Origin of the sequence: Winogradskyella undariae (genome assembly GCF_013285155.1) — a bacterium.
In the GTDB taxonomy this organism is placed as follows: Bacteria; Bacteroidota; Bacteroidia; order Flavobacteriales; family Flavobacteriaceae; genus Winogradskyella; species Winogradskyella undariae.
Map to the genome: position 1 here is coordinate 148315 of NZ_JABTEL010000010.1, position 12305 is coordinate 160619.

Below are 12305 nucleotides of genomic sequence, written 5' to 3' on the forward strand. Positions count from 1 at the left end.
CAGCTTCATTCTCTTAATTTATGACACAGACTTTAGATTGGATTGATTGGACGGTTTTAATAGCGACACTTGCTACTATTGTTGGTTATGGAACATGGAAAACAAGAGGACGAAAAAATGCTCAAGATTATATAAAAGGTGGTAATACCTCACAATGGTGGACTATCGGTTTATCCGTGATGGCAACCCAAGCGAGTGCAATTACATTTCTATCTACAACAGGGCAGGCGTTTTCTGATGGAATGGGATTTGTACAATTTTATTTTGGACTGCCTATTGCCATGGTAATTATTTGTTTGGTTTTTATCCCGCTTTATCATCGTCTTAAAGTTTACACTGCTTACGAGTTTTTAGAAAATCGTTTCGATTTAAAAACTCGAAGTCTTACAGCGATTCTATTTTTAATTCAACGTGGATTAGCTGCTGGAATTACCATTTTTGCACCTGCAATTATTCTTTCTGTAGTTTTAGGATGGAATATTGTAACGCTTAATATTATTATTGGTGTGTTAGTAATTATTTATACCGTTTCTGGTGGAACCAAAGCCGTTACTGTCACTCAAAAACAGCAAATGTTTGTCATTTTTGGTGGTATGATTGCGGCCTTATTTATCATTGTAAATTTAATTCCTGAAGAAGTTTCATTTAAAGATGCTATTGATATTGCTGGCGCTTCTGGTAAAATGGAAATCTTAGATTTTTCATTCGATTTAGAGAATAGATATACCGTTTGGACAGGTTTAATTGGTGGTACATTTTTAATGCTTTCTTATTTCGGAACTGACCAAAGTCAAGTACAGCGCTATCTTTCGGGTAAATCAATGAAAGAAATGCAAATGGGTTTACTTTTTAACGGCTTGTTTAAGGTGCCAATGCAGTTTTTTATCTTATTAGTTGGTGTTATGGTATTTGTCTTTTATCAATTTAGTCCTTCACCTTTAAACTTTATAGACAAATCTACAGAAACCGTTTTGGCTTCCCAATACGGTGATGACTATAGAGCACTTCAAGATAAACAAACCATTTTATTTAATAAAAAACAGGAATTAAGTTTAGCCCTATCCAAGACAAAAGATTCAAGTATAAAAAAAGACTTATTTCAGTTAGATAGTATTGAAAAAACATACCGTTTAGAGTCTAAGTTTTTAATAAAAAAAGCTATTGATCCAGAATATACTTCGGCATATAATTCTCTTAATTCTGAAGTTAAAGCTTTAGAAAGGAATCCTGAAAGTGAAATTTACCTAGCAAAATCAGCAGCTCTAACTTCGCTTTATAAAGATGCTGCAAAGGATACGCAGACCAATGATAGAGATTATATGTTTATTCGCTTTATATTAAATCAATTGCCTACGGGATTAATTGGTTTGTTATTAGCTGTTATTTTATCGGCAGCGATGTCTTCTACGGCATCAGAAATTAATGCTTTAGCAACCATTACCTCTATTGATTTGTATGGTAGAAATACAAAAGAAGAAAAGGACGATGACCATATGGTAAAAATGACCAAGTGGTTTACTTTAGGTTGGGGAATCGTAGCCATTATTATTGCATGTTTTGCTGATTTGGCTGAAAACTTAATTCAGCTTGTAAATATTATAGGTTCTATATTCTATGGTAATGTTTTAGGTATCTTTTTACTAGCTTTCTTCTTTAAATACATTAAAGGAAATGCTGTATTTGTTGGTGCATTAATAACTCAAGCTATCGTTGTTATTGGTTGGTATTTTGATTGGATGCCTTATCTGTGGCTCAATTTATTTGGCTGTGTTGTTGTTATTTTTATCGCTAACCTATTACAAATCATGACACCTAAAAAAACGGCTATTGAAATCTAAAATCATTAATTGGGGAATAATAGGTGCAGGTAAAATTGCAACTAAATTTGCTACGGACTTAAATACAGTTTCTAATTGTAATTTTTATGCCATTGCTTCACGAAATATAGAAAAGGCTGAAGCTTTTAAAGAAAATTTTAACGCAAATATTGCTTATGGTAGCTATGAGGATTTAGTTTTAGATCCTAATATTGATGCTATTTATATAGCCACACCACACAGTTTTCATAAGGAGCATACCATATTGTGCTTAAATCAGCAAAAACCGGTGTTATGCGAAAAGCCATTCGCAATGAATTTAGAAGAAGTTGAAGCCATGATTCAGCTTTCAAAACAAAAAAAGACTTTATTAATGGAAGCCATGTGGACACTTTTTCTTCCACATTATCAATATGTTTTAAAGTTGATTGAAAGTAAACATTTTGGAAATCTTACTACGCTTGAAGCTGATTTTGGTTTTCATCCTACATATGATGAAACCTCTAGAGTTTTCAATAAATCTGTAGGAGGCGGCAGTTTATTAGATATCGGCATTTATCCTGTTTTTGCGGCTTTATCAACTTTAGGAAAACCTGATTCTATTGAAGCAGAAGCACAATTTTTCGATTCAGGAGCAGATTCAGAATGTGAGATTGTATTTAATTATTCAGGTTCAAAAGCCTATTTAAAAAGTACATTATTAGCGCAAACAAATACCGAAGCTTTATTTCACTGTGAACGCGGAACGATTAAAATTAATGGTCGTTTTCATCAACCTTCAACTGTTGTATTAACAGACAAAGAAGGGAATTCGGTAACAAAAACTTTTGATTGTAAAACAATTGGGTACAGCTATGAAATAGAGCATTTTAATCAACTTATTAGAACTGGCAAGACTGAAAGTGACATTATGACTTTTGATAAAAGTAAACAGCTCATTAGCACTTTAGATACTATTCGACAGCTAATTGGTTTAAATTATTAAAAACAAAAAGCGCAACTGATACAGTTGCGCTTTTATTATATATTCTGAAATCTAAAAATAATTATTTAGCTCCCCATTCTTTTAAAGAATCATTATTCATTTTTACGTAATCCGCATTTCCTGCTGCTTCCGATTTCGCTAAAGATTTTTTAGCTGTAGCAATAGCATTCTTTTTATCGCCTAAAGCTGCATATATTAAAGACTGTTTTCTTAATTGATAAAACATTGGTTCTTTAGTCATAGACATTGCTTTATCCATCCATTCTTTTGCTTTTTCTAAATCTTTACCTTCTGTTAAATTATAAACAGCTGCAGCATAATAATCACCAGCAGATGGTCCTGCCATTACTTTATCAATAGCAGCGGTAACTGTTTTGTCTGTTGGTACTTCAAATTTTAAGTTAGCCATAGTGTTTTCCCAAATAAAACCTAATTCAGCAGAACCACTAGTAAGGTTATCAAAAGTAATTGTAAAAGTCTCAACATTCATTGGTAATTCCATTGTCTCTATAGTCACTTTAGCAGCAACTTTAGAAGCTTCAATTGTTTTTGGTGTTCCCCAATTATTAGTGTCGCTGTAAAAAATAACATCCCAAGATGTTTTAGAAGGTGTAATAAAAATAGCATAAGCACCTGCTTTTAGCTCTTGACCTCCAACAACTACAGCATCACTAAATGTAATCGTTGTATTCTTATTTGCTCCAACTCTCCAAACTTTACCGTAAGGTACTAAATCGCCAAAAATGGTTCTTCCATTCATGCTTGGACGCGAATATTCTAACGTAACGTCTGTTAAACCTACCTTCTGCTCTATTTTAGTAAAAGGACTCGGTTGTGGAGTTTCAATTTGTGCATTCACTGAAAACATTAAAGTTAAAGCAAATGTAAAAAGTACTAATTTCTTCATTTTTAATTGTGTTATAGTTGTTTTATGAATCGTAAAATTACAACTTCATAAAAATGTATATGTTAAGGATTCCTTAAAATCAATTAACAATTATTTAATACAAGTTTTTAATCATTAATAATTGTAATCTCACTCATTAATCGTAATATTGCAATATAATAATACATTAAAATTATGGGAGTTACTAAATCCGAAATTTTTTCACCAGATCAAAATGAAATTTCTAGCATTGCTAAAGTCTTTGGTCATCCTGCAAGAATTGCAATTCTTCAATATTTATTTAAAACAGATTCTTGTATCTGCGGAGATCTTGTTAATGAAATTGGTCTAGCACAACCCACAATTTCTCAACATTTAAAGGAATTAAAAAAAACAGGCCTTATTAAAGGAAATATTGAAGGCACAAGTGTTTGTTATTGTATAAATAAAGAAAATTGGACTAAAATGAAAAGCATATTACATGTTTTTCTGGATCAAGATTTAAACGATAATGGCAATTGTTGCTAAATAATAATTAAAAAAGTAAATATAAATATGAAACTTTCAGAAATTAAATCAAAATTAAGATCGTTAGAAACTATCGCGTTTCAATTACCAAACGGAACTTTAGTTCCAAATCATTTTCATGTTACTGAAGTCGGTAAAATAACCAAAAACTTTATTGATTGTGGTGGAACTGTTAGGTCTGAAAACGTCGCTAACTTTCAATTATGGGAAGCAGATGATTATGATCACCGCTTACATCCTGAAAAATTATTGAGCATTATTGAGCTTTCTGAGAAAGTCCTAAACATTGAAGACTTAGAAATCGAAGTAGAATACCAAAGTGATACTATTGGAAAATACGGTTTAGATTTTGACGGTACAAACTTTTTATTAACTAGCAAGCTTACAGATTGTTTAGCAAAAGATAAATGTGGCATTCCTGAGCAAAAACCAAAACTTAAATTATCAGAATTATCGCAAGAAGGATCTTGTTGCGGACCTGATTCTGGATGTTGTTAATTCTTAAATTTTAGAAAATATCATGCTATACCAAAATATAAAGAATCAAATAGAAGCCTTAGATATGGATTCTATTTCAGCTGAACGTAAAACTATTTTGCAACCACTTGTAGACTTTATTCAAAGTAAAGTAGCAGCAAAAAAGTCAGTTAATTTAGATTTTATTTGCACGCACAATTCACGCAGAAGTCATTTGTCTCAAGTATGGGCACAAGTTGCTGCTAAATATTACGAAATCAATAATGTATTCTGTTATTCTGCAGGTACAGAGGCTACAGCTTTATTTCCTGTTGCTGCTAAAACTTTAGAAAACACAGGTTTTGAAGTGCATACACTTTCAACAGGAAACAATCCTGTTTACAGTATTAAATACGCAGAAAATTCACATCCGGTGATATGTTTTTCAAAAACGATTACTTCAGAATTTAACCCAACTTCAGAGTTTGCTGCTATTATGACCTGTTCTAGTGCAGATAAAGGTTGCCCGTTTATTTCTGGTGCTGAAAAACGTATTCCTATTACATATGAAGACCCAAAAGCCTTTGATAATACACCACAACAATTAGAGAAATATAATGAACGTAGTCTTCAAATTGCTACTGAAATGAAATATGTCTTTTCTAATATTAAATAATAATTATTATGAGTGCAATTAAAAAAAAATTAAGCTTTTTAGATAGTTACCTTACGTTATGGATATTTATCGCCATGTTAGTTGGTGTTGGTATCGGCAATTTTATTCCCGAATTCCCTGCGTATATTGAATCTTACAGCAGTGGATCTACAAATATCCCTATTGCCATAGGACTTATTTTAATGATGTATCCGCCTTTAGCAAAAGTGAATTACGCTTTGTTACCAAAGGTTTTTAAAGACGTAAAAGTCTTATCCATTTCTTTAGTTTTAAACTGGATTGTTGGTCCCGTTTTAATGTTCTTTTTAGCGATTATCTTTTTACAAGATTATCCTGAATATATGGTAGGTTTAATCTTAATTGGTTTAGCCCGTTGTATTGCCATGGTTTTAGTTTGGAATGATTTAGCTGAAGGAAGTAGCGAATACGGTGCTGGTTTAGTTGCTCTAAACAGTATTTTTCAGGTATTTGCTTATAGTTTTTATGCCTACCTATTTATTACCGTACTTCCACCCTATTTTGGTTTTGAAGGTGCTATAGTTGATATTTCGATAGGAACAATTGCTGAGAGCGTGGCTATTTATTTAGGTATTCCATTTTTATTAGGAATTCTTTCTCGTGTTATTTTAGTAAAACTTAAAGGTGAAGAATGGTATACTAAGAAATTTATTCCGACAATTTCACCAATGACATTAATTGCCTTACTATTTACAATTGTTGTAATGTTCTCTCTTAAAGGTGAAATGATTGTAGAAATCCCAATGGATGTTTTAATTATTGCCGTACCAATGCTTATTTATTTCTCTTTAATGTTTCTTATTGGCTTTTTTGTCAGTAAAGCTATGGGAGCAACTTATGACAAAAATGCCGCAATTGCATTTACAGCAGCTGGTAATAACTTTGAATTAGCTATTGCTGTTGCCATTGCTGTATTCGGTTTAAACTCGGGTCAGGCCTTTACTGGCGTGGTTGGCCCATTAGTAGAAGTACCAGCTCTTATACTTTTAGTTCGTGTTTCTTTTTGGTTACGTAAAAAGTATTATTTACCTAAAAAGGCTTAGTTTGAAAATGTTCTTTTTCAATATGTTAAATTTTGTTTAACTTTAATTAAAAATAGTTAAACATTATTTATCTTTACATTGTAAATAAAGTACAATGGCGAAAAAGAAGAACATTAAGCAAGCTGATTTAATATCATTTTATATGGATTATGTGTTAACTCACAACCATAATCCAAAAACAGTATATGCATTTGCTAAAGACAATAATTTTGAAGAGCAGACATTCTACGAATTCTTTAGTTCGTTTGAAGCTTTAGAGCAATCTATATTCGAAATTTTCTTTAGCAATGCAATACATGTTTTAGAAAAAAGCGAAGAGTATCAATCTTTCGATGCCCGCAATAAATTACTAAGTTTTTATTTTACTTTTTTCGAAGTTTTAACCGCTAACAGAAGTTATGTGGTTTACGCTTTAAATAAAGAAAAACAGCCGTTAAAGTCTTTAAAACAACTTACACATTTAAGACATAGCTTTAACAAATACATTACGTTTTTAGATATTAAGACGTTAGATCTTAAACAAGAAAAATTAGAGAAAATTAAGGACAAAACACTTAAAGAATCTGCATGGTTTCAATTGTTGATAACTATTAAATTCTGGTTAGACGACACCTCTATTTCTTTTGAAAAAACAGACATTTTTATAGAAAAATCGGTAACCGCTAGTTTCGACTTAATAGATACTACACCTATTAAAAGCCTAATTGATTTTGGTAAATTTTTATACAAAGAAAAAATCCACAAAAACTAATTAGGATGAAAACATTAGACAGTATTCCGATTTCAAAAATATCAAGAGCCTCTAAACTTGTTTCTACAGGAGCAAAAGTTGGAGTTAACTACTTGAAATATTATGGAGATAAAATGGTAAATTCTGAAGAAGATGCTAAAAATCGCCTCAATAAAAATAATGCAGAAGACATCTATGATAGTCTTAAAACATTAAAAGGAAGTGCACTTAAAGTTGCACAGATGCTAAGCATGGAGAAAAGCATATTGCCACAGGCTTATGTAGAAAAATTTTCTTTATCTCAATTTTCTGTGCCACCATTATCACCACCATTAGTTATAAAAACATTTAAAAAATATTTCGGAAAACATCCCGAAGATATATTTGATACTTTTAACGCAACTTCAGTAAACGCTGCCAGCATCGGACAAGTCCATATGGCAGAAAAGGATGGGAAAAAACTTGCTGTGAAAATTCAATATCCTGGAGTTGCAGAAAGTATTGCTTCTGATTTGGCTTTAGTAAAACCTATTGCTATTAAAATGTTTAATATTAAAGGAAAAGATTCTGATAAGTACTTCAAAGAAGTTGAAAATAAACTTACAGAAGAAACTAATTACATCTTAGAAATTGCCCAGAGTAAAGAAATTGCTGAGGCTTGTAAACACATTCCGAATTTAAAATTTCCTGAGTATTACGAAGAATTTTCGTCTGAGCGCATTATAACTATGGATTATATGAAAGGGGAACATCTTTCAGAATTTGTAGCACATAATACAGACCAAGAAAAGTCTAACAAATTAGGACAAGCTTTATGGGATTTTTACATGTTTCAAATTCACAATCTAAGAAAAGTACATGCAGATCCGCATCCTGGTAATTTTTTAATTTCAGATAGCGCAGACTTAATTGCTTTAGATTTTGGTTGTATGAAAACCATTCCGGAAGACTTCTATATTCCTTATTTTGAATTAGCGGAACCAGAATGTATTCAGAATCCTAAATTGTTTACAGAAAAACTTTATGAACTTGAAATATTACGAAAAGATGATTCTGAAGAAGAAATAACCTTCTTTACCGCGATGTTTCATGAGTTATTAAGTTTATTTACTAAACCATTTCATGTTGAAGAATTTGATTTTTCAAGTTCGGATTTCTTTAATCAGATTTCAGAAATGGGACAACGCTATTCAAAAAGTACTGAGCTTAAAAATATGAATGGAAATAGAGGTTCTACCCACTTTATTTATATCAATAGAACCTTTTTCGGACTTTATAATTTAATGTTTGATCTTAAAGCTGAAAACGTAAAAATAAATAACTTCAAAAATCTATAAGTGGCAGAATTTTCTAAAGAAGACATTGACAAGCTAGAACATATATATAAAATAAACCTTATAAACAGTTGTTCTGGATACAAGTCTGCCAATCTAATTGGAACTAAAAGTGAAGATAAAATTTCCAATGTTGCTGTATTTAGTTCCGTAACCCATGTGGGGTCAGATCCTGCGTTGTTAGGCTTCTTTATGAGACCAACAACAGTGACGCGCAATACGTATCATAACTTAAAAACAACAGGTTGTTATACAATCAACCCAATTTTTGAAGCTATTTTAGAAGACGCACACCATACTTCTGCTAAATATGATGGTGAAATTTCAGAATTTGATGTTACCAATTTAGAAGAAGAATATAAAGGTGATTTTTTTGCCCCTTTTGTTAAAGGTGCACCACTGCAATTAGCCATGGAATATGTTGAAGAGTATCCTATTAAAGCAAATAATACAATTTTGATTATTGGTGCCATTAAAAAAATATATGTTGCTGATAATCTGATAGAAAACGATGGTTTTATTAACTTAGCCAAAGCTAAAATAGCCGCTATAAATGGTTTAGACGGTTACAGCATACCAAAGTTAAAAACGCGATTAGACTATCAACGTCCTAAAAGCTAGATTTAAAAACATCGATGGTTTATGAAAATTCTTATTACAGGTACAACAGGTTATATTGCTAAACGACTTGCCTTACAATTATTAGAGCAAAATCACGAATTAGTTTGTTGCGTTCGCGACCTTAATCGAATTCCGGATGAACTAGAAGAGCATTCTAATTGTTCCTTTATAAAAGTAGATTTTTTAAAACCAGAAAATGCTCAAATTCCTAAAGATATCGATGCTGCCTACTATCTTATTCATTCAATGGCAACATCTTCTAACGATTTTGAAAGTTTAGAAGAGCGTTGTGCTTCTAATTTTAAAGATTTAGTTTCAAAAACAGAATGCGAACAAGTCATTTATTTAAGCGGAATCGTCAATGCAGAAACACTTTCTAAACATTTAAAATCAAGACTTTTAGTTGAAGAAACTCTAAAGTCTAATCATTATGCTTTAACAACATTTAGAGCAGGAATTATTGTGGGTAGCGGAAGTGCTTCTTTCGAAATTATAAGAGATATTGTAGAAAAATTACCATTTATGATTACCCCAAAATGGTTAAACACAAAGACACAACCCCTAGCCGTTAGAGACGTGCTTGCTTTTTTATCTGGTGGTTTAGGTAAAAAAGAATTGTACAACAATGCTTATGATATTTTTGGACCAGAAATTCTAACTTACAAAGAAATGTTACTTCAATTTGCTGAAGTAAGAGATTTAAAACGCTACATCGTAACGCTTCCTGTGTTAACACCAAAGCTATCGTCCTACTGGTTATATTTTGTAACCTCTACTTCGTTTCAATTAGCAGCCGCATTAGTTGATAGTATGAAGGTTGAAGTCATAGGAAGACCTAGTAACATTAATGACGTTATTGATATTGAACCTATGGATTATAAAACCGCTGTAGATTTAGCATTTCAAAAAACAGAACAAAATGCCGTTATTTCTAGCTGGAAAGATGCCGTAAGTAGCGGAAGGTTTAAAGACCAACTTTCTAAACATATAGAGTTACCACAATTCGGTTGTTTTAAAGACACAAGACAAAGAGCTGTTATAGATGAAGCCTATACATTAGAGAAAATTTGGAGCATTGGCGGTAAAAATGGTTGGTATAGTTTTAATAAATTATGGAAACTGAGAGGCTATATGGATAAGCTTTTTGGAGGTGTTGGTTTAAGACGTGGTAGAACACACGATACGTATTTAGAAGCAGGTGACCCCTTAGATTTTTGGCGTGTATTACTCGCTGACAAAAAAGAAAAACGTTTATTATTATTTGCTGAAATGCGATTGCCAGGTGAAGCTTGGTTAGAGTTTAAAATTGAAAAAGGTCAGCTGTACCAGCGTGCTGTATTTAGACCAAAAGGAGTTTGGGGCAGATTATATTGGTATTCTGTGTTACCTTTTCATGCCTTTGTTTTTAAAGGAATGATTAACGCTTTGGTTGAAAAATGAAAACGGTAAAGAAAGTAAATCTTCCCATTAAAATCTGTCCTGTTTGTGAACGTCCTTTTAGATGGCGAAAAAAATGGGAAAAGAACTGGAAAACTGTAAAGTATTGCAGTGATAAATGTCGAAAACAAAAAACTAAATCTTTTTGATATTATCTGAACTTATAATCTTTGAGACTCTCATTTCATAGAAATTTATTAGACATAATTAGAAACTAAAACTTATAAAATTGAAGAATAAAGAAGCTACAATTATCTTTCCTCATCAACTATTTAAGTCTTCAGAGATTCTAGATTTAGATTATGAAATTTATCTTGTTGAAGAATTTCTATTCTTTAAACACTACAAGTTTCATAAGCAGAAAATTGCTTTTCATCGTGCTACAATGAAAGCCTATGCTTCCTATTTAGAATCTAAGGGGAAAACTGTAAATTATATCGAAGCCATTTCCGATTTATGCGATATTAGAAAACTAATTCCAGAATTGACTAAGGAAGGCATTACAAAACTTCATATTATTGATCCTACAGATAATTGGCTTCAAAAACGAATTGATTCTGCTACAATTAACTTAGACGTTAAATGGTACACTAATCCGTTATTTATAAATTCAAAAGAAGACTTAAACACTTTTTTTAAAGCTTCAAAAAAGAAATTCTTTCAAACCTCTTTTTATAAGCAACAACGTAAAAAACATCATGTTCTAATGGTTTCTGATGAACCTGAAGGCGGAAAATGGTCTTACGATGCTGACAACAGAAAGAAATATCCAAAGGATAAAACACCACCGAGTATTCAATTTCCTGATACATCAGATTTTCATGCCGAAGCAACAAACTATGTTAATTCAAATTTTAGTGATCATTATGGTAAACTCACCGATTTTTCTATTTATCCAATCGATTTTGAAACTTCAGAAGCTTGGTTTCAACAATTTTTAGAACAACGATTTCATGAATTTGGCATCTATGAAGATGCTATTGTAAAAGAAGAACATTTTTTAAATCACAGTTTACTTTCACCTTTAATTAATGTTGGTCTATTAAATCCTAAACAAGTTATTGATGAAGCTATTGCATATGCCAAATCTAATAACACCCCCTTGAATTCTACAGAAGGGTTTGTGAGACAAATATTAGGATGGCGAGAATTTATTAGAGGCGTTTATGAGGTAAAAGGCACTGAAGAGCGTAATAAAAACTTCTGGAAATTCAATAGAAAAATTCCAAAATCTTTCTATGATGGTACAACAGGAATTCCACCAATTGATGACGTAATTAAAAAAATATTAAAAACAGGCTATGCACACCATATAGAGCGTTTAATGCTTCTTGGAAATTTTATGGTACTCTGTGAATTCGATCCAGATGAGGTTTACAAATGGTTTATGGAACTCTTTATAGATGCTTATGATTGGGTGATGGTACCAAATGTGTATGGTATGAGTCTTTTTGCTGATGGAGGCTTAATGTCTACAAAACCATATATAAGCAGTAGTAATTACATCTTAAAAATGAGTAATTATTCTAAAGGAGATTGGCAACCTATATGGGATGGTTTATTCTGGACATTTATGGATAAACACAGAGATTTCTTTTTAAGTAATCCTAGATTAGGGATGCTTATTGGAACTTTTGATAAAATGAAGCAAAACAAAAAAGAAGAACACTTTAAAAATGCAGAACAGTTTTTAAACCTATTATAATCTTTGAAAAGAAAGTAAATGTAAAATTTGTGCTCTTTTAAAATAGAAATACTTATAATAATAATAATA

13 protein-coding genes are annotated in these 12305 nt (G+C 31.6%); 12 read left to right on the forward strand and 1 reads right to left on the reverse strand.

Going from position 1 to position 12305, the window contains the following annotated elements:
- Positions 1-20: 20 nt before the first annotated feature.
- Together HSX10_RS14020 and HSX10_RS14025 are read left to right on the forward strand one after the other, a co-directional pair.
- Positions 21-1838, forward strand: a complete 1818-nt coding sequence (locus tag HSX10_RS14020; RefSeq protein WP_173588860.1) for a sodium:solute symporter family protein — start codon at positions 21-23, stop codon at positions 1836-1838.
- Positions 1828-2802, forward strand: coding sequence for a Gfo/Idh/MocA family protein (locus HSX10_RS14025; protein ID WP_173588861.1), 975 nt, complete (start codon positions 1828-1830; stop codon positions 2800-2802). Before HSX10_RS14020 ends, HSX10_RS14025 begins: the two co-directional genes overlap by 11 nt.
- 61 nt (positions 2803-2863) lie before the next feature.
- Here the strand turns inward: HSX10_RS14025 and HSX10_RS14030 are convergent, their stop codons facing one another.
- Positions 2864-3709, reverse strand: a complete 846-nt coding sequence (locus HSX10_RS14030; RefSeq protein ID WP_173588862.1) for a DUF2911 domain-containing protein — start codon at positions 3707-3709, stop codon at positions 2864-2866.
- Between the two features lie 174 nt (positions 3710-3883).
- Here HSX10_RS14030 and HSX10_RS14035 point away from each other — a divergent pair, with 174 nt between their 5' ends.
- The 10 genes from HSX10_RS14035 (at position 3884) to HSX10_RS14080 (ending at position 12236) form a co-directional block, all read left to right on the forward strand.
- Entirely contained in the window at positions 3884-4216 is a 333-nt protein-coding gene (locus HSX10_RS14035; RefSeq protein WP_173588863.1) for an ArsR/SmtB family transcription factor, read from the forward strand.
- 27 nt (positions 4217-4243) lie between these two features.
- Entirely contained in the window at positions 4244-4714 is a 471-nt protein-coding gene (locus HSX10_RS14040) for a DUF6428 family protein (RefSeq protein WP_173588864.1), read from the forward strand.
- A gap of 22 nt (positions 4715-4736) precedes the next feature.
- Positions 4737-5348, forward strand: a complete 612-nt coding sequence (locus HSX10_RS14045; RefSeq protein WP_173588865.1) for an arsenate-mycothiol transferase ArsC — start codon at positions 4737-4739, stop codon at positions 5346-5348.
- An 8-nt stretch (positions 5349-5356) separates the two neighbouring features.
- Entirely contained in the window at positions 5357-6409 is a 1053-nt protein-coding gene (gene arsB / locus HSX10_RS14050) for an ACR3 family arsenite efflux transporter (protein ID WP_173588866.1), read from the forward strand.
- A 94-nt stretch (positions 6410-6503) separates the two neighbouring features.
- Positions 6504-7160, forward strand: coding sequence for a TetR family transcriptional regulator C-terminal domain-containing protein (locus HSX10_RS14055; RefSeq protein WP_173588867.1), 657 nt, complete (start codon positions 6504-6506; stop codon positions 7158-7160).
- Positions 7161-7165: 5 nt separating this feature from the next.
- Positions 7166-8476 carry an ABC1 kinase family protein gene (locus HSX10_RS14060; protein WP_173588868.1) on the forward strand — a complete coding sequence of 437 codons (1311 nt, stop codon included), beginning with the start codon at positions 7166-7168 and terminating at the stop codon, positions 8474-8476.
- Complete coding sequence (locus HSX10_RS14065; protein WP_173588869.1) at positions 8477-9094, forward strand: flavin reductase family protein; 618 nt, start codon at positions 8477-8479, stop codon at positions 9092-9094.
- Positions 9095-9115: 21 nt separating this feature from the next.
- A complete protein-coding gene (locus tag HSX10_RS14070; RefSeq protein WP_173588870.1) occupies positions 9116-10534 on the forward strand; it encodes an SDR family oxidoreductase in 1419 nt (472 codons plus the stop codon).
- Positions 10531-10680 (forward strand): DUF2256 domain-containing protein, encoded by a 150-nt coding sequence (locus tag HSX10_RS14075; protein ID WP_173588871.1) that lies wholly within the window; start codon positions 10531-10533, stop codon positions 10678-10680. The genes HSX10_RS14070 and HSX10_RS14075 overlap by 4 nt, the downstream gene beginning before the upstream one ends.
- Before the next feature lie 80 nt (positions 10681-10760).
- On the forward strand, positions 10761-12236 hold the full coding sequence (locus tag HSX10_RS14080) for a cryptochrome/photolyase family protein (RefSeq protein ID WP_173588872.1): 1476 nt from the start codon (positions 10761-10763) through the stop codon (positions 12234-12236).
- The last annotated feature ends 69 nt before the right edge of the window (positions 12237-12305 follow it).